Genomic DNA, 18,582 nt, shown 5'->3' with positions numbered 1-18,582 from the left:
AACTATGAATAGAAACTCAAGGGAGTGAAACCTTAAATCATGGAAGGTCAAACAGCATAAATTTTGCGTCGCAGCTGCAGCAATTCGAGGGAATCGCGCTTTTTCAAAGCTAGAATTAAGCTTGCATCCCAACTTTAATACTTTCAGCCACGTTCAGGACTCTTTTGGTTTGGTGAATAACAGCATTCCGAACGTCCTCTTTCATATTGCCATCCTGATCAACACTTACGCTTGTACCGTAAGGATTTCCGCCAGCAGCGAAGATTGATGGATCTGTATAGCCTGGAGGGACAACAATGGCACCCCAATGATGCATCGATGTATATATCGATAGAATCGTTGCTTCTTGGCCTCCATTGACATTTTGAGCGGAAGTCATCGCACTCACAACCTTATTGACGGTACCCCCATTAAACCAGATTCCTCCTGTGGTATCTAAAAACTGCTTCATTTGGGAAGCAATATTGCCGAAACGTGTAGGGGCGCTAAAAATGATGGCATCTGCCCAAACAATATCCTCAGGTGTAATAATAGGAATATTTTTTGTAGCTTCTACATGGGTTTTCCAGGCGGGATTCCCATCAATTACTGATGCCGGAGCAAGCTCAGGAACCTTTAAGAGCCTCACCTCAGCACCGTCTTCCACTCCAGCTTCTGCAGCCCATTGGGCAAGTTGATAGTTCGTACCTGTCGAGCTGTAAAACACAATGGCAAGCTTAGTCTTCGGAATAGCTGGTTTCGATTCTTCTTCCTTCTCAAAACCGAACAGTTTTTTAAAGAAACCCATAATAATAACTCCCCTCTATCACATGCCTTAAGTATGCATAGGAATTTTCTTCCTTAAATAAATCAATCAAGAAGCTTATTTCATCTTAAACTGTGTTCATTAACTATATTATTAACAGGTAACTAACTTTATGTTATTATCATACTTCCCTTAACTTACTATTGTCAAGTTACTTTTAAAAATTATACAAAGATATTCTAATTAGAGGGATATGGTAATCCTAATGAAGAACCTAAGTAAAGAAGGCTTATTTGAGGTCGATTATAAAGGAGGAGAGCATTCCCGATGGAATCGCTTGACCTAAGCTTATACCCTGAAATACATTTGCCCAGGTTTCTTAAGATCCAACAAAATTTTAGCCGAGAACGCTTAGAGGACATCACTGGAGAGATTCAAAAAAATATGGCCCCATACCTGCACAATGTGGCTGGAAAACGAATTGCACTTGGCCTGGGAAGTCGAGGGATCAACCGTATAGCGGAAATAGCCAAATGCGTAATTGACAATTTGAAGCAAGCCGGTGCGATTCCTTTTATTATCCCGGTCATGGGCAGTCATGGAGGGGCAACCCCAGAAGGACAAGCAGATGTCCTGGCGGCATACGGAATCACCCCAGAGACGATGGGAGTTCCTATTGATGCGTCAATGGATGTGGAGGTGATCGGGGAAGTTGAACCCGGCTTGGTCATCGGGCTTGGCAAACAAAGAGGGACAGATCTGGTGCACCGTCAGGGATTTGGACGTTTCCACGATCTCATTCCTAAAATCGGCTGCCTTATTGCCCAAAAAACTAAATTCCTCTTCTCTAATAATGGGGAACCTTCGTTAAGTTGTTAAAAAAGAAAAAGACTTCACCTAGTCTATGGAAAATAGATGAGATGAAGTCTATTTACGCAACAATTATGCTGAAGCCTTTCTTCTCTGGTCAATGTACCGGCCTACTTGAAGAGCCAATTCATCCCAATACCGTTGTAATCGGAGGGCTTCCGCAAGTTCGTTGATTTGTTCTTCATTCAGTTCTTGAACCGTTAGGTAATGACTAATGTGCTTCCACACCTCTAATGGAACGGCAAGTTGAACGAGAATATAAACAAGCTCATTGTCCGAAAGCTCTCTTTTTCCTTCATACCCCCTTAGGAAATTCAAAACCGATGATACGCTCCAGTCACTCCGTTCATAAATCTGCCTAATTAGACAAACTGTATCTTGATGTAAGGGGGCTAAGCCCAGGTCATACCCCCCGCGAATTTGCCAGCCATTTTCTGTTTGAATCACTTGATCCAGCCGGAACGTTTCTACAGACAAGGGAAAATAAGCTACAGCTTCCTTTATCCCTTCCCAGAGCTGCGACGCTCTGCGGATTCGCTTATATAGCAAAGGAAGGTTGGAATAAATGACCTCATCTACCAATGAGGGATCTTTTTTTTGTTCTATGTTCTGCATGGCCTTCTTAATCGTCGTGCTTCCGTCGGAAAAGAAATTCTCTTCAAAAGCCGATGATTTCGCTAAGGAGATACCTAGATCAATGCGATCTAATGCTCGATGGTAATCGGCATAAACTTCCCCCATATTCATGCAGTCATCTGCCACCAAAGGATCCGGAATGCGTCCATCCGGAGCTTCAGTCAAAACAAAATACTTTCCCTGAAAACGAATATATTTTTTCTTGTTCCCGTTCGGCAGAAATCGTTCCACTGCTTCATTTCCTTGCCTAAAAAGCTGTTCTCGCCAGCCATTGGACCATTTTAAAAGTTCAGCGTTCTGCCACACGGAAACGAATTTTTTCCCTTTGCTGGTTTCTATTAAATAACCATCATCTAATGGCTGGGATCGCAATACTCTGAGCTTATAGGTGGCAAGCATTCTTTTCAGTTGCTCCAAGGTGACTTTCAACTTGGGATCACCTCTTTACGGGAATGTACAACAATTGCCCTGCTGCCACTTGATTTCGTGCAGCACCGTTAGCACGCAAAATAGAGTCCACCGTCAATTGATAACGCTCCGCAATCTCTTCAATGGTTTCATTTTTTTGAAGAATGCAGATTCGCAGCTTGGTAAACTGCTCGGACTGGCTGCCCATAAAGTTCGTTAAGTATAGAGCATCGTTATCGGCCTGTTCCTCTGTTGCTGCTTTTGTTTCCTCTGAAGAGCGGGCTTCCGCTTCCTCCATCTTTTTCTGTTCCATTCTAGACTTCATAGAGAATACGGATGACAAAGAAGAGATCGGTTCTTGATCTTTCTTTGTGCCTTTATTCGTAATCGCTACACGAACATCTTCTTCCATTTCCTCAGGCTGGTTGGTATCTTTTAAACCCGGCAACGGAACGACGTTATCCAACTCTTCCTGTTCTGCAGGTTTCTCTATTTCCTCAACTACTTCTTCCTCTTGTACAACTTCGACTCTTGGGCTTTCCTCTGGCTGAGCAGCAGTCTCCCTTTCGGTCTGCTCAACCTCCTCTTCCCGAGAAGCCGCTGTTGGTTTCAGAGTTTCAGATTCCGCCTCTAAGAATGGGAGTTCAGGTTTTACCTCTTCTTTCTCAAAGGCTTTAAAATTCTGTTCGATGGCTTCAAGTCGCTCCGTAAAGGAATTAGAGTTAGAGATCCCTTGAAAGTCCTGTCCTGATTGATCACCTGCGGAATGGACAAATTCAAAAGGAGCATCCCATTGCACTTCTTCGGCTTCCGGTTTATCTTCTTCCTTTTCGGTAAATCCGCTGATCATAAGACTCGCAGCAACTTCCACTTGATAGGGCGTTTTCAGGTCATAATCAAAAGAATTGATATAGGCATACACATCCTCCACATCGTCCACCTTGTTGCGAGGCATCGAAATTTTCACTGGAATGCGATATTCAAAGCGATCCTGTTTAGCTAACGGGGAGAAAGGTCCCCTTTCTGCTGACAACGGCTCAAATTGGACCGATTCCTCATAGGATTCCGGCAAATCATCTGCCGGATCCAGCTTACCTGCCTCTTGATTTCCCTTGTACTCCCCATAGAGAACCAACGCCCCGGTTATCTCTATTTCGTCCCCATTTTCTTCGATAGAGATCTGAGGAACAATTTCCATTTCCTCGATTTCTTCGATGGGCAATTGCTCGTGTGACAGATGAACGAATTCCTTAATGTCGATTTTATATGATCCCAGTCCATGTCTTTCCATGTTCACATATTTCCCCCTTCCCGTATGTCACCTTCTCCTAAAATAATATATTGTCCTTTGACAAGGGATAGAACTAGAGAAAAACAAAAGAAACCCCCTTTCAGCTTTGATTAATGAGCCAAAAAGAGGGTTTCTTTTATCTTTCACTATAAATTTTCTAAAGCCTTACGATTCGCTTCGATTGTAAATTCAATATCTTCATCTGAGTGAACCGCCGAAACAAACATTCCTTCAAATTGGGAAGGCGGCAGAGATACCCCTTCTTCGACCATATTGCGGAAGTATTTTGCAAATCGGTCTAAATCGCTCGTCTTCGCCACATCATAATTCACCACTTGTTGATCAGTAAAGAATAAGCAAACCATGGAGCCTACGCGAGAGATGTAGTGAGGAATGCCTGCTTGTTCACAATTGGCACGTATGCCTGCTTCAAGTCGGGCCGATTTCCGTTCGAGTTCTTCATAGACTCCAGGCTTCCCTAGCTCCTTCAGCGTCGTATAACCTGCTGTCATAGCCAGTGGATTCCCCGAAAGGGTACCCGCCTGATAAATGGGTCCTGCCGGAGCAATTTGTTCCATAATCTCCCGTCTTCCCCCATAAGCCCCTACAGGAAGGCCTCCGCCGATGACCTTGCCAAGAGTGGTCAAGTCAGGCTTAATCCCAAATCTCCCTTGAGCACAATGGTAATCTACACGGAAACCGGTCATGACCTCATCCAGGATAAGAAGCGTGCCATAGCGCTCCGTAATTTCCCGAAGCCCTTCTAAGAAGCCAGGCAGAGGGGGTACAACGCCCATATTCCCAGCTACCGGTTCGACAATTACAGCTGCCAATTCTTCGCCATACTTTTCAAAAGCGAGCTTTACGCTTTCGAGATCATTATATGGCACGGTGATGGTATGTCCAGCTACTTCACTTGGCACACCGGGGCTGTCGGGAAGGGCAAGCGTAGCTACTCCTGATCCAGCTTTAATTAAAAGGCTGTCCGCATGGCCATGATAGCAGCCTTCGAATTTCAAAATCTTGTTTCGTTTGGTATACCCGCGTGCCAAGCGAAGGGCACTCATGGTTGCTTCCGTTCCCGAATTGACCATCCTGACAACTTCGATGGACGGAACGATTTCAGTAACCAGTTTGGCCATCTCCGTCTCAAGCTTTGTCGGGGCGCCAAAACTCGTTCCTTTTTCCGCAATGCTCTTGATGGCTTCCACTACTTCGGGATGGGCGTGACCTAGAATAAGCGGCCCCCAGGAGGCAACATAGTCCACATATTCACTGCCATCTACATCATAAACTTTCGAACCTTTGCCATATTCCATGTAAAGCGGAGACATCCCTACTGACCGGAATGCTCGTACGGGGCTATTTACACCGCCAGGTATGTATTTCTTTGCTTCTTCAAATAAAACCTGAGAACGATCATGCTTCTTCGCCATCATACCACCTCCAAATATACTGAAATGGGGGAGTTCCCTCCCCCACCTTCATTTACTTCTCCTGAAGCCAACGAATGGCCTCCTTTGCTGCATAGGTTAAGATTAAATCGGCTCCAGCCCGTTTAAATCCTGTGAGCAATTCAAGTGTGATCGCTTTTTCATCGATCCACCCATTGGCTGCCGCTGCTTTAATCATGGAATATTCACCACTTACGTTATAAGCCACCACAGGCAAATTAAAGTTATCACGCACCAGTCGAATGATGTCCATGTAGGCCATCGCTGGCTTCACCATCAAGAAATCGGCACCTTCCTGTACATCGGAAGCAGCTTCCCTTAGAGCTTCCCGCATGTTTGCCGGATCCATCTGATAGGTTTTGCGATCGCCAAACTGTGGCGTTGAGTGAGCTGCATCCCTAAACGGACCGTAGAAAGATGAAGCAAACTTCACCGCATAAGACATGATCGGAATATGGGCAAATCCAGCCTCATCTAAACCTGCACGAATCGCAGCGACAAATCCATCCATCATATTCGATGGAGCAATGATATCTGCTCCTGCCTTGGCCTGAGAGACGGCTGTCTTCACCAATAGCTCTAGGCTAAGGTCATTTTCCACGACCCCATCTTGAACTACCCCGCAATGTCCGTGGTCCGTATATTGGCATAAACAAGTATCTGCAATCACAACCAGGCCTGGCGCCCATTCCTTGACTTTTCTAATGGCTTGCTGGGTAATGGCGCAATCGTTGTACGCTTCCGTTCCAACGGCATCTTTATGCTGAGGCACACCGAATAAAATGACAGACTGAATGCCTAAAGAAACTACTTCTTCAATCTCATCTTTTAGTGTATCTAAGCTGAAATGGTATACTCCCTTCATGGAAGGAATTTCTTCTTTCTTCCCTTCCCCTTCAACAACGAAAAGGGGGTAAATGAAATCACTCGCTTGAAGATGATTTTCTCGAATCATATTGCGCATCGCTGCGCTGGAGCGCAAGCGACGATGGCGATCGAATAACATAATTTCTCCTCCTTTAGCTTACCAATTGGGTTAAAGCTTGAACTAAACCTTCAATGGTATACTCTTTAGCGACAATATCGACTTCCAACCCCAAATCAACGGCTGTTTTAGCTGTAATCGGCCCTATGCAGGCAATCTTTACGTTAGCAAGCAGCTTATCCTTTGCTTCCTGTTGAAGCACCTGACAGAAATTCCTCACAGTAGAAGAACTCGTAAACGTCACAATATCTATCTGCTTCGCCTTGAAACCATTGATCACCGCTTCTGCGCCTTCCGTGCTAATTACGGTTTCGTACGCCGTCACATCGGTTACCCGCATCCCTCTCGCAGCCAACTCCTCGGCAAGAAGAGCACGGGCAATGTTCGCGCGGGGAAGCAAGAACGATTCCCCTGGCTTTAAGATCCCCTCTAATGCGGCAAGCAGTCCCTCCGCTTTAAAATCTAGGGCAACCAAATCGGCTTCCCTTCCCCACTCCTTCAACACCTCCGCTGTTCGCGGCCCAACCACCCCTATCTTAGATGGCAATTGGCTATAGGTGAGATCGAACTGCTTCAGCTTTTCTCCAAAAAACTGCACTCCATTTGTACTCGTTAGGAGAATCCAATCAAACTGCCGGATATTTGAAATAGCTTGTTCCAAGGGTTGCGGATCTTTCGGCTGAATAAACTTTATGACCGGAAGCTCTATAACCTTTCCGCCATACTGCTCAATCTTTGCGGAAAGGTCGCTCGCCTGGGCTCGTGATCGAGTAACCAGAACGGTTTTTCCCTGAAGCGGCTTAGGCTGCTCCATCATATATGATTTTCCTTGCGTACCTTATCTAAAATCTCGGATGCTCCCTTTTCTATGAGATGTTTGCCCAGGTTTCGGCCGATTTCAACAGGATCCGTTCCTTTCATCGATTCCTTCAGCACGATGGTTCCATCCGGGTCAGCTACGAGACCAGTCAAGAAACAATGTCCACCCTCCATTATTTGGGCATACGCACCGATAGGAACCTGGCATCCTCCTTCGAGGGTATTTAGGAAGGCTCTCTCTGCCTTGACCGCTTCATCGGTTTCCGGATGATTAAATTTCGCTAATAAATCCCGTAGCTCCTTGTCTGCTTCCCGGCATTCGATTCCAAGAGCCCCTTGTCCCACAGCAGGAAGGCTAATCTCAACAGGCAAATATTGGGTCACTTTCCCCTTCCATTCCATGCGCTCTAATCCAGCTGCAGCGAGAATGATGGCGTCATAATCCTCTTCTTGCAGTTTTCTCATTCTTGTATCGATGTTACCGCGAATCCATTTGATATTCAAATCACCGCGATGAGCTAGCAATTGCGCGCTTCTTCTAAGGCTGCTTGTCCCTACCGTTGCCCCAGAGGCAAGCTCATCCAATGTTTTTCCATCCTTGCTGATCAGAACATCCCGCACATCGACCCTTGCCGGTACGGCACCAATCATAAGCCCTTCAGGCAAAAGGGCAGGCATATCTTTCATGCTGTGTACCGCCATATCGATTTCTTTATCCATTAAGGCCTGTTCGATTTCCTTAACAAACAACCCTTTTCCGCCAACTTTGGAAAGGGTTACGTCAACAATTTGATCTCCTTTGGTTACAATCTTCTTGATTTCAAACTCGAAAGGAAGCCCTAAAGCCTCCAGTTGCCGTATCACCCACTGGGTTTGAGTGAGAGCCAATGCACTTTGTCTTGAGCCGACGATAACTTTTCTCATTAAAAGACCTCCATCTTCTTTCTATGAACTATCTCAACCACTGATGAAACGATGAGAGTGAGCCCGATACGAAATAATTGAGTAATACCATGGCAAATGCGAATACATTTAGCATGGCAAGTTTTTTCCCTTGCCAGTCAAAAGTAATTCTTCGATACAAATACATGCTATAAGCCACGATAACCAGTAAGGACATCAGCACCTTCGGGTCCAGCCATACCCGTTGGCCGACCACATGGGCCCAAATCACACCTAAAATAACCGCTAGGAGCAAAGTCGGTACCCCTATCATGGTGAGTCGGTAGGTATACACGTCCAGCTGACCGAGACTTGGTAATCTTCGAAACAAGGGTGTCCATTTTTTTTGCTTCAGCATCTTATTCTGCACCAAATACATCAAGGACAGAATGAACGAGACGGAAAAAGCGCCATAGCTGAGGAAAGCCAAACTGATATGTATAAATAAAAGCTCGGAAATCAATTGCTCCGACAACGCTGGAGTCGCTGCTGGGTTAGCGAACAGCGTCACCGCCATTACAGCAAATCCAATGATATTTGTGAAGAAAACCAAAAAATCCATTTTAAAAAAATAATTGATTGCTAAGGAAAGACTTACCATAATCCACGAATAAAAAAATAACGTTTCAAAAAGGGTAAGGACAGGAAAATATTCCTTGGTCATCATTTGAGAAATAAAAAAGATAGATTGCAAAATCCATACAATCGCAAGCAACCAGAAGGCTCTTTGGTTGACCTTCCGGTTGCTTTGGAGAAAATCTGAAAAATACATGAGCACGCTGAGGGCATAGATATAAATGGTTACATCATACATCCAGCTTTGAATGGTCAATGGATCATGACTCCCTTCTTTAGGGGCGGATTACTGCCTCGCTGACGTTGAGAGTCGGTAAGCATGCATCTGCTGACTCTGTTTCTTGTCTAAGTTGTTTTATTCGGTTTTGCTTTTCCAATTCTTCTTCCAAAGCAAAGATCTTTATGAAAAGATCCAATGCCTCATCCCCTTTGGATTGTGCCGCCATTTCTTTCATTCGGACTAGCGGGTCATGAAGCATCTGGTTGACAATCGTCTTCGAATATTTTCGAATGATGCGCAGCTCCTTCTCCGTAAGGTCTGGAAGCTTATTTTCAATTTGACGCATAGCCTCGGCTTGGATTTGCAGGGACTTCTCGCGCAAGGCCGTTATGACAGGAACGGTTCCAAGTGTGTTCAGCCATGCATTGAAAGAAGCAATCTCTTCCCCAATCATATAGCCGATTTTCTCCGCTTCCCGCACACGCTCCTGACGATTAGCTTCTACTATGCCTTCCAAATCATCAATATCATATAAAAATACGTTATCCAATTCATTGATAGCCGGATCCAAATCTCTTGGCACAGCGATATCAATCATAAAAAGCGGGCGGTGGTTTCGCTTGCGGGAGATCGCTTGGATATCTTGTTTCGTCACGACATATCCATCTGCTCCAGTAGAGCTGATGACAATATCCGCTTGGGTTAAAGCGGAAGAAAGGTCAGCAAAAGTACAGGCCTCTCCGTTAAACTTATCCGCAAGACCTTGAGCGCGCTCATAGGTCCGGTTAACCACGATCACCTTGTTTACGCCATTTGAGAGAAGATGCTTTCCGGTCAACTCGCCCATCTTCCCTGCTCCTAGGATAACGACTGTCTTCTTATCAAAGTATCCGAAAATCTTTTTCCCTAGCTCCACAGCGGCATAGCTAACAGAGACCGCATTTTTTCCGATATCCGTCTCAGAGTGTGCGCGCTTCGCCAATGTAACAGCTTGCTTGAATAAGGTATTGAAAACCGTTCCGGTTGCCTTCACTTCCTGGCTTTGCAAGAAAGCAGCACGCACTTGCCCCAATATTTGAGTTTCTCCCAACACCATGGAATCCAGGCCGCAAACGACGCGGAACAGGTGGCGGATAGCCTCATCATCTTCTTTAATATATAAATAATCCACGAACTCTTCTTTTTCGATTCCGAACCAATTGGAAAGAAATACTTTCCCGTAATGACGTCCTGTGTGCAGCTGGTCCACAACGGCATAAATCTCCGTACGGTTGCAGGTTCCTACAATTACGCATTCCTGAATGTCCTTGGTTCCCCGTAACGTTTTGATTGCTCTTTCTTTGTCTTCCTCTCTAAAGGCGAACCGTTCACGAATTTCCACAGGTGCTGTTCTATAGTTCAGTCCGATTACTAGGATGTGCATTTCAATCCACCCCCATCTCTCTATAAATTATAAGATATAGTCTAACCTATATCAGGATAACTAGACGTGATAAAAATCACAATGCATCACACGATAGACTAAGATAGTCCTATCCCTTCATGCTGATCATTATAACATGAATTTAATCTACATGGTTTGACAATTTGTGATATCTTTGTGACCTTACCAAGACAAGCCTTTCGTGTCAAGGGATAAGCCCAAAAAATTCTTACACACTTCGTGCCTCCCCACATAAGATAGACTGAAGCCCAATCAAATGAGGAGGTTGAAAGAAATGAAACACCGGCTTCGCTACCTAGCGATCATGGCGCTCATTCTCTCATTGACCGTATTGTCAGCATGCGGAAGCGGATCCTCGCAGCCGCAAAAAATTCGTTTATTTGAAGTGACCCACTCCATCTTTTACGCCCCCCAATATGTCGCCCTGACACAAGGATTTTTTGAAGAAGAAGGGCTGGAAGTAGAACTGACCAATGCCAATGGCGGCGACAAGGCCATGACCGCTTTATTAAGCGGCAATGCCGAAATGATTTTGATGGGAACCGAAGCTACTATTTATGTAAAAAACCAAGGAGCAACCGACCCAGCCATCAACTTTGCCCAATTGACTCAAACCGATGGTTCATTCCTAGTCTCCCGGGAACCCATCGAGAATTTCAGTTGGGATATGCTGAAAGGAAAAACGCTCATTGGCCAGCGCAAGGGCGGTATGCCGCAAATGGTCAGCGAGTATGTTCAGGTGAAGAATGGCATTACTCCGTTTAAGGACGTAGAGATTATTCAAAATATCGACTTTGCTAATCTGGGAAGTGCCTTTGCTTCTGGAACAGGCGATTTCGTTCAGTTATTTGAACCCATCGCTTCTACTCTTGAGCTTGAAGGAAAGGGCCATGTGGTAGCCTCCTTTGGTGCGGATAGCGGAAAGCTGCCCTACACCGTTTATATCACCAGACAAAGCTTTATTAATGAAAACCCCGAGATTGTTCAGAAGTTTACGAATGCCGTCTACAAAGCCCAGCAATGGGTAGCCACACATTCCATTGAAGAAATTGCCGATGCCATTTCCCCTCACTTTGCCGAAATGAACCGCGATACCTTGCTCAAGGTCTTAGACCGCTATAAGTCTCAAGGCTCTTGGGCTACTGACCCCATCCTAGACGAAGAAGAGTACGCTAACCTCGAAGCCGTCATGGAAAACGCCGGTGAGCTCCAACAAAAAGTCAACTACAGCGACATTGTGAATACAGAGTTTGCAAAGAAAGCGATGGAATAAGTGGAAGAAAGGCGGTTTCTGAAGAGACCGCCTGTTTTGCGTTGCGCGGTGCCCTAGATTCCCCGATCTCCCTCATATTTTACGTTCTTCCTGGACAACCTAGACTCAAAACCTCAAAAGAAAACTTGGCTTGCGCCTATATACAAAACACACGGTGGACAGGGGAGAAATGTATGGCCGTTAAATCAAAGCACGGACTGTTCTACCACTGGGGAGTAGACCTGAAGGATGCGACCGAAGAAGAAAAAAAGCTGACCGATACTGAAATTGGCTCCCAAGGAAGGCTTTTGCTCCTCGTCTATACTCTATTTTTATTAGCGGAAGCCTTATCCGGCACCTTTGTGAACGTTTATTTATGGAAGGAAAAAAATGACTACGGCCTGATCGGCTGGTATAACATTTCCTTCTTTATTGGCATGCAAATCACCTTCATGCTCTCTGGCAAGTGGGTCAAAGTGTATAATAAAATGTCTTGCTTGAGGATGGGGATTGCGGTAGCCTCCGCCTTCTATTTAGGTGTGTTATTACTCGGAGAAAAAGCTGTGTCTTACATTTTCCCGTTGGGATTTGTACAAGGCATTGGACATGGCTTTTTTTGGTTCGCCTTCAATATCGTCTTGTTTGAGATTACCAACAAGGAAAATCGTGATAAATTCAATGGCTTAGCTGGCGTATTCGGGTCCTTTGTCGGGATGGTCGCACCGCTGGCAGCAGGTTACTTCATCGCTAAAATGACTGGCATGAAGGGCTATTACACGATCTTTGCCGTTTCCCTAGGCATCTATATCAGTGGAGTTATCCTCAGCTTTTTCTTCAAAAGAAGAAAATCAGGTGGTCAATTTTCGCTGGCAACCACCTATAGTGTGTATAAGAAAAGCCGGACCTGGAAACGAATTCTTAGGGCCATGATCGGGCAAGGGATAAATGAATCGGTATTTAATTTTCTAATCGGGATCCTGGTGTTTGTTGCTACCAGCAACGAGTGGAAAGTCGGGGTTTACACCTTTATCACCTCAGGAGTAGCTTTTGTCTCCTTTTATATCGTCGGCAGGCTCATTAAACCAGTCTGGCGCAGCAAAGCTTTATTCTGGGGAACCCTGCTCATGTCCGCATCCGTTCTCCCTCTTTTTTATGAGGTGAACTACACCACCCTTTTGATCATGGGTATCGGAATCAGCTTGTTTAGTCCTTTATTCTACATTCCTGCTGTGTCTACCATCTTTGACTCCATTGGAAAAAGCCAAGAAACGGCTCAATGGAAAGTGGAATATATCATTATCCGCGAAACCGGGCTAAATATCGGCAGGATCATTTCGCTTGGCATCTTTATCGCCCTTGTAACATGGAGAGAAGACCCTCTTGTTTTGAGCAGCTTATTGCTGGGCGTAAGTTTAGCGCAGTTGATTACTTGGGGGTATATGAGGAAGATAAAAATCTAATATAAAATCATCTCACCCATCCCACCTCCTTGCATACGATACAACAAGGAGGTGGGCGTATGTGGTCCAGTCCTGTTATTCGCTTTGACCACGTGACCAAAACTTTTATTACGCGGGACGGGGAAACTCATGCGGTTGAGGATATTGATTTTACTGTAGGCAATGGGGAGTTTTTGAGCATCTTGGGTCCCAGCGGCTGCGGGAAAAGTACGCTGCTTTCCATGCTCTCCGGCTTATTTCCTCCTTCAAAAGGCAAGATCTTCATTAAAGAAGAAGAGGTTAAGGGGCCTTCCAAAGAAATTGGATATATGCTGCAGCAGGATTACTTGCTCGGCTGGCGGACGATAAAGCAAAACATTTTGCTTGGCCTCGAAATCCAAGGTGCCCTGAATGAAGAAAATGAGAAACGGGCACTCAAGCTCCTCGCAGAAATGGGGCTTATCTCGTTTAAAGATCACCTGCCTAATCAGCTGTCCGGAGGGATGAGGCAACGGGTTGCCCTGGTGCGGACACTCGCTACGAATCCCGGCATTCTCCTATTGGATGAACCGTTCTCTGCTCTAGACTTTCAAGCCAAGTTGAAGCTGGAAGACTTGGTCATTGATACATTGCGCAGAAAGAAAAAAACAGCCATTCTGGTAACTCATGACATCTCTGAAGCCATTGCTATGTCTGACCGGATTGTCATCCTCGCTTCACGTCCAGGAAGGATCAAAAAAATCATTGATATTCCTGATAGTCTAAGGATCCCACTGCCCTTCGAAGCCAGAGAAAAACCAGAGTTCCAAAACTACTTCCAGATGGTATGGAAGGAGTTGAATACGAAATGAAAACGAATTGGCTTGATGAATGGTTAAGACGTGGAGAAAAATCACCGGAACATGGAAATTTTCTAAAGAAAGAAAGATTCTATACGTTTATCGTTGGCATGACCCAGCTGGCCATCTTATTCCTATTTGTGGCTCTTTGGGAAATTTCATCTCGGTATGGATGGATTGACCCTCTGTTATTCAGCAGCCCGTCAAGGATTTGGAATACCTTTTGGGATATGCTTATAAGAGGGGAGCTACATCATCACACCTTAGCGACTGTATGGGAAACGGTTGTGGGATTTATTGCGGGTACGGTAATTGGAACCGTAATTGCCATTGCGATCTGGTGGTCCAAATTTCTATCCCGAGTCCTCGATCCCTATCTCGTTGTCTTAAATGGGATGCCGAAGGTAGCTCTGGGTCCTCTTTTCATTGTAGCCTTTGGGGGAGGATTTACTGCGATCGTAGCTATGGCCGTGGCAATCTCTGTCATTGTTACGACCATAGTTGTCTACGGCAGCTTCCGAGAGGTGGATGCCAACTATGTGAAACTGGTTCAAACTTTTGGAGCGAAAAAAGCCCAAATCTTCTCCAAGATCATCCTTCCTGCATCCTTTCCTGCTATTATTTCAACCCTAAAAGTCAACGTAGGTTTGGCGTGGGTTGGGGTTATTGTCGGTGAGTTTCTCGTTTCCAAGCTCGGGCTCGGTTATTTGATCATCTACGGTTTCCAAGTTTTCAATCTGACGCTTGTCTTTGTCAGCTTGTTCATCATTGCGATCTGCGCGACGATCATGTACCACTTGGTCCAATTTACGGAGAAGCTGCTGCTCAGGAATCGGGATTAGTATTTTAATTTCGAGGTCTGAGAATAACGGGAATTTTTAAGACTAATCAACTGTTTAGACTCAAAACGTAAAAATAAGCGGACTTTTTCCGGATAAACCTCCCAAAACATGATTTTTTCAGTGTTTTAGAGGAATAGCCGGACTCCGCTTATTTTCATTTATAGTTCCTTATTTTAAAATACTTTCTCCTGTTATCTGAAATCCGCCTTCTACAATATCTCCACTACACCCTAAACCGCTTCACGATCTGGGCCAATTTCTCCGATTGCTCGGACAGGCTATTCGCTTCGTTTGCCAGCTGCTGAACCCCGCTTGATTGCTGGTCCATGGAGGCTGCTGCAGATACCATGGAGTCGGTAAACTGTTCTGCGATGGTGGTTACGCCATCCATGATGTCTTGGACTTCACGGCTGTCTTGGAGCAATAAATGCGAGTGCTCCTTATTGCTTAAGACTTGGTCTCTCATCCTCTTAATCGTATCGTTTAATTGGTTGATTGATAGACCTGCCTGGTGGACGATTTGTACGCCTTCGGAGATGGCGGTTACTCCCTCCGTTACATTTTTCACGGCCTCTAGGGCATCCTTGCGATTTTTAGAGAGATGCATCATGATGTCTTCCGCGAAACGGGAGGTTTCCTCTGCTAGTTTGCGCACTTCGCTCGCTACGACAGCAAATCCTCTTCCGCTTTCCCCCGCTCGTGCAGCTTCAATGGAAGCATTAAGCGCAAGCATATTGGTTTGTCGTGCGATATGGGTAATAGCAGATATCTTTTGCCCAATCTGATCGGATTCGTCAGCTACTTGCTGGATCATGCCTGAGGATTTTTCAACGATATTCTCAATGGCAGTCATCTGCTCGCCGGACTGTGTGACCGCTTGCATCCCAGTAGAAGCGATTTCAAAAGCATTGTCACTCCACTTTACGGTTTCCTCTATGCCCCTAAGCATTTCTGAAGAAGCCGAAACCATCTCCTGGATCATTGCATGAGAGTTCTGTAATCCGGACAACTGCTGCTCCGTACCCTCGCGAAACGATTGCATCACCCGAGTCAGTTCTTCAAAGGCTTGAGCCTGGGAGCTAGCTTCTTCAGCTTGTGATTTGCTGATCTTCTGCGTTGTATGGGCGGCCGCTGCTAATTCCTCCACAATACTCTTCATTCCTAGTACAACCTTATTTAGCTCGAATCCCATTTGACTCAGTTCATCACGGCCTTCCTGTTTCGTAAGCTTCGTCAGATTCCCAGCGGAGATGCTTCGCGTCAAAGAAAACCATTCATGCAGGCGCATTTGGAGTTTTCTTTGCAAATACCAGGAGCCGCTTAAACCCACCAATAATCCGATCGCAGCGATGAAACTCGTTTCTATGGCAGGCAATCCGAGTGTATAGCCAACCAAGGCAGTAACTAGGCTAGGTGTGATGCCTAATCCAAATATGAATGGTTTAAGGATCGGTTTTAAGGCGATGCGACCCATCCGTAAATTAAAATGCTTGTCTCCTTCCCTGATCACCGGAACGGCAGTATCAATAAGGACCTCCCCCGTGTCGCGGTGATATAATTGGGCGAGAGGACTGCTTGTTCTGGCTGCCTTGACTCCAACTGCATCATTAAACAATCCGCCTTCTCTCATGCGATTGGTATGCACCCATGCTTTTCCCGTCTGATCCACCAATACATAATACTCATCTTGCTTCAATTCCTCATCCAGAAGCTGGCGGATTTGCGGAGCTGCCTCTTCTATAGAGGTCATATTCCTTACAAGCGGCTGGATTTTCGCTGCAGTTTGTGTCACCTTATCTAAAGCTCTTCTTGCTTGCCGAGACTTCATTCCTGTGTCACTCACTTCTATTACCTCTTTTCTACGTAGGAATAGATATTGAATGATACTTTATTCCCTCTCATCCGCCTTTTTTCCTGCTTCTTCGACTAAATTGCTGCGCGAAAATTAAGAATAAGTATTGTTTCATTTTTCTTTGCTTCCAATTGCTGTATAATGATATCGATTTGATGATTTATCGGAGGAACTTATCGTGAAAAAATCCGTCCTTGCTGACCTTAGCCTGCTGGTGGTTGCTTTCGTTTGGGGAACAACCTTTGTTATTGTTCAAAATGCGATTTCAACGCTGCCCCCCCATGCCTTTAATGCGATCCGCTTCTTTTTGGCTTCCGGGCTATTATTTGTGTTGCTCCTGTTGTTTTTTCGAGAGCAGCTGCAGGCCTTATCCAAAAGGATGCTCGCAAGCGGAATCATTATAGGGGTTTGGCTGTTTGGCGGATATGCTTTTCAAACCGTCGGCCTGCTTTATACCACATCCTCTAAGGCCGGCTTCATTACGGGACTGTCCATTGTCTTAGTGCCGCTTTTTTCCCTTTTGCTGTTAAAGCAGCGTCCGAAGTGGCCTGCGGTGACGGGAGTGCTTGTCGCTACGGTCGGCCTTTACCTTCTTACTCTCAGTGATTCGCTGAGCTTAAACAAAGGGGACGTCCTTGTTTTTTTCTGTGCCATATGTTTTGCCTTGCAGATTATTTTTACTGGAAAATACGCTCCATCCTATCCTGCCATGGCCCTGGCACTGATTCAGATTTTTACGGTATCGGTTTTGAGTGCCGGAGCTTCATTATTATTTGAAAATGGGCAAACATTTTTAAATGCGGAAGTCCTATTCCAAAATCATGTTCTTTGGGCCCTTTTCATTACGGCAGGTCCAGCTACCGCCCTTGCCTTCTTGGCACAGACCATATGCCAGCGGTTTACAACGCCCACGCGCGTGGCTTTAATCTTTGCCATGGAGCCTGTGTTCGCGGCCTTAGCGGCGTTCATTTGGACCGAAGAGGTGTTAGGCATAAAAGCCTTAAGCGGATGCTTGCTGATCTTTATTGGCATGATTCTTTCCGAGCTTCAACCCGAGCAATTGCTTGGTGCTTTTAGAAAGAAAAAATCTGTCCCACAATAATACAAGGAGTGATAGCATGTATAAATTACTGACGATTGATGTGGATGATACCCTTCTCAATGATGATTGGAAGGTAACGGAAGCGACGAAAAACGCCCTGGCCCAAGCAATGGATCAGGGTGTGACCGTCACCTTAGCCACAGGAAGAATGTATGCTTCTGCGAAGCAAATTGCAGCCCAGACGAATTTGAACGTTCCCCTCATCACCTATCAAGGTTCGCTCATCAAGAACCTAGTCGACGAAAAGGTGCTCTATGAAAGATCCGTTCCTCCTGCCATTGCTCAATTCCTTTTTGAGTACGCGGACAAGCATAAGCTGCATTTACAAGGATACTACAATGATAAGCTCGTCAGCTTAGAGGATAATGAAAAAATCAAAAAATATTCTCACATGGCTAAAGTACCCTACTCCATTGAATCCGTGGAGCAGCTATTGTCCAAGCCACTGACCAAACTTTTATTTTATGAAGAGCCGGAGGTATTGGTTTATCACGAGGAGCAGCTGAAAGGCTTAATTGGTCAAGAGGTTCATATCACGAGATCCAAGCCCTACTTCCTAGAAGTCCTGCATAAAGAAGGCACAAAAGGAGATGCCGTCCGTTTTCTCGCCCAACATTTCGGATGTGATCTATCGGAGGTCATCGCCATTGGGGACAGCTGGAATGACCATGAAATGCTGGAGGTAGCCGGACTTGGGGTAGCCATGGGAAATGCCGTCGATTCCCTCAAGCAAATTGCTGACTTTGTTACGAAGACGAATAATGAAGACGGTGTTAAGCACGTCATTGATAAGTTTATATTACAGACATAAGCAACCAAAAAATGGTCTCAGACAAACCGCTTTCGCGGTCTAGCTGAGACCATTC

17 protein-coding genes are annotated in these 18,582 nt (G+C 45.4%); 7 read left to right on the top strand and 10 right to left on the bottom strand.

Going from position 1 to position 18,582, the window contains the following annotated elements:
• Positions 1 to 115 precede the first annotated feature (115 nt).
• Positions 116 to 787 (bottom strand): NAD(P)H:quinone oxidoreductase type IV, encoded by a 672-nt coding sequence (gene wrbA / locus ABLT31_RS18695; protein ID WP_367754375.1) that lies wholly within the window; start codon positions 785 to 787, stop codon positions 116 to 118.
• Positions 788 to 1,072: 285 nt separating this feature from the next.
• Between wrbA and ABLT31_RS18690 the strand changes: the two genes are divergently transcribed.
• The gene (locus tag ABLT31_RS18690) at positions 1,073 to 1,624 is read left to right on the top strand and encodes a hypothetical protein (RefSeq protein WP_367754373.1); all 552 of its coding nucleotides are present in this window, start codon (positions 1,073 to 1,075) and stop codon (positions 1,622 to 1,624) included.
• Between the two features lie 63 nt (positions 1,625 to 1,687).
• Here ABLT31_RS18690 and ABLT31_RS18685 read toward each other — a convergent pair whose 3' ends face one another.
• From ABLT31_RS18685 to hemA, 8 genes are all read right to left on the bottom strand, one after another.
• Positions 1,688 to 2,680: a hypothetical protein gene (locus ABLT31_RS18685; RefSeq protein WP_367754371.1), complete on the bottom strand. Its 993-nt coding sequence runs from the start codon at positions 2,678 to 2,680 to the stop codon at positions 1,688 to 1,690.
• A gap of 7 nt (positions 2,681 to 2,687) precedes the next feature.
• On the bottom strand, positions 2,688 to 3,950 hold the full coding sequence (locus ABLT31_RS18680) for a LysM peptidoglycan-binding domain-containing protein (RefSeq protein ID WP_367754479.1): 1,263 nt from the start codon (positions 3,948 to 3,950) through the stop codon (positions 2,688 to 2,690).
• A gap of 146 nt (positions 3,951 to 4,096) precedes the next feature.
• Positions 4,097 to 5,386 carry a glutamate-1-semialdehyde 2,1-aminomutase gene (hemL, locus tag ABLT31_RS18675; protein WP_367754369.1) on the bottom strand — a complete coding sequence of 430 codons (1,290 nt, stop codon included), beginning with the start codon at positions 5,384 to 5,386 and terminating at the stop codon, positions 4,097 to 4,099.
• 52 nt (positions 5,387 to 5,438) lie between these two features.
• Complete coding sequence (hemB, locus tag ABLT31_RS18670; protein ID WP_367754367.1) at positions 5,439 to 6,410, bottom strand: porphobilinogen synthase; 972 nt, start codon at positions 6,408 to 6,410, stop codon at positions 5,439 to 5,441.
• A gap of 13 nt (positions 6,411 to 6,423) precedes the next feature.
• The gene (locus ABLT31_RS18665; protein WP_367754365.1) at positions 6,424 to 7,206 is read right to left on the bottom strand and encodes a uroporphyrinogen-III synthase; all 783 of its coding nucleotides are present in this window, start codon (positions 7,204 to 7,206) and stop codon (positions 6,424 to 6,426) included.
• Positions 7,203 to 8,132, bottom strand: a complete 930-nt coding sequence (gene hemC, locus ABLT31_RS18660) for a hydroxymethylbilane synthase (protein WP_367754363.1) — start codon at positions 8,130 to 8,132, stop codon at positions 7,203 to 7,205. The genes ABLT31_RS18665 and hemC overlap by 4 nt, the downstream gene beginning before the upstream one ends.
• A gap of 28 nt (positions 8,133 to 8,160) precedes the next feature.
• Positions 8,161 to 8,964 carry a cytochrome C assembly family protein gene (locus ABLT31_RS18655; protein WP_367754477.1) on the bottom strand — a complete coding sequence of 268 codons (804 nt, stop codon included), beginning with the start codon at positions 8,962 to 8,964 and terminating at the stop codon, positions 8,161 to 8,163.
• A 37-nt stretch (positions 8,965 to 9,001) separates the two neighbouring features.
• Positions 9,002 to 10,369 carry a glutamyl-tRNA reductase gene (gene hemA / locus ABLT31_RS18650; protein ID WP_367754361.1) on the bottom strand — a complete coding sequence of 456 codons (1,368 nt, stop codon included), beginning with the start codon at positions 10,367 to 10,369 and terminating at the stop codon, positions 9,002 to 9,004.
• Between the two features lie 295 nt (positions 10,370 to 10,664).
• On the opposite strand from hemA, the gene ABLT31_RS18645 reads away from it, so the two are divergent.
• The 4 genes from ABLT31_RS18645 (at position 10,665) to ABLT31_RS18630 (ending at position 14,762) form a co-directional block, all read left to right on the top strand.
• A complete protein-coding gene (locus tag ABLT31_RS18645; protein WP_367754359.1) occupies positions 10,665 to 11,663 on the top strand; it encodes an ABC transporter substrate-binding protein in 999 nt (332 codons plus the stop codon).
• A gap of 173 nt (positions 11,664 to 11,836) precedes the next feature.
• Positions 11,837 to 13,102, top strand: coding sequence for an MFS transporter (locus ABLT31_RS18640; RefSeq protein ID WP_367754357.1), 1,266 nt, complete (start codon positions 11,837 to 11,839; stop codon positions 13,100 to 13,102).
• A gap of 59 nt (positions 13,103 to 13,161) precedes the next feature.
• Positions 13,162 to 13,932 (top strand): ABC transporter ATP-binding protein, encoded by a 771-nt coding sequence (locus ABLT31_RS18635; RefSeq protein ID WP_367754355.1) that lies wholly within the window; start codon positions 13,162 to 13,164, stop codon positions 13,930 to 13,932.
• Positions 13,929 to 14,762 carry an ABC transporter permease gene (locus ABLT31_RS18630; RefSeq protein WP_367754353.1) on the top strand — a complete coding sequence of 278 codons (834 nt, stop codon included), beginning with the start codon at positions 13,929 to 13,931 and terminating at the stop codon, positions 14,760 to 14,762. The genes ABLT31_RS18635 and ABLT31_RS18630 overlap by 4 nt, the downstream gene beginning before the upstream one ends.
• Positions 14,763 to 14,985: 223 nt before the next feature.
• Here the strand turns inward: ABLT31_RS18630 and ABLT31_RS18625 are convergent, their stop codons facing one another.
• The gene (locus tag ABLT31_RS18625; protein ID WP_367754351.1) at positions 14,986 to 16,605 is read right to left on the bottom strand and encodes a methyl-accepting chemotaxis protein; all 1,620 of its coding nucleotides are present in this window, start codon (positions 16,603 to 16,605) and stop codon (positions 14,986 to 14,988) included.
• A 187-nt stretch (positions 16,606 to 16,792) separates the two neighbouring features.
• Between ABLT31_RS18625 and ABLT31_RS18620 the strand changes: the two genes are divergently transcribed.
• Together ABLT31_RS18620 and ABLT31_RS18615 are read left to right on the top strand one after the other, a co-directional pair.
• Positions 16,793 to 17,716: a DMT family transporter gene (locus ABLT31_RS18620; RefSeq protein ID WP_367754349.1), complete on the top strand. Its 924-nt coding sequence runs from the start codon at positions 16,793 to 16,795 to the stop codon at positions 17,714 to 17,716.
• Positions 17,717 to 17,732: 16 nt separating this feature from the next.
• A complete protein-coding gene (locus ABLT31_RS18615; RefSeq protein ID WP_367754347.1) occupies positions 17,733 to 18,527 on the top strand; it encodes a Cof-type HAD-IIB family hydrolase in 795 nt (264 codons plus the stop codon).
• Positions 18,528 to 18,582 lie beyond the last annotated feature (55 nt).

The sequence above is a fragment of the Ammoniphilus soli genome, assembly GCF_040813775.1.
The sequence above is the reverse complement of the archived record's forward strand: the minus strand, read 5'-3'. Positions and strand labels throughout refer to the sequence as shown.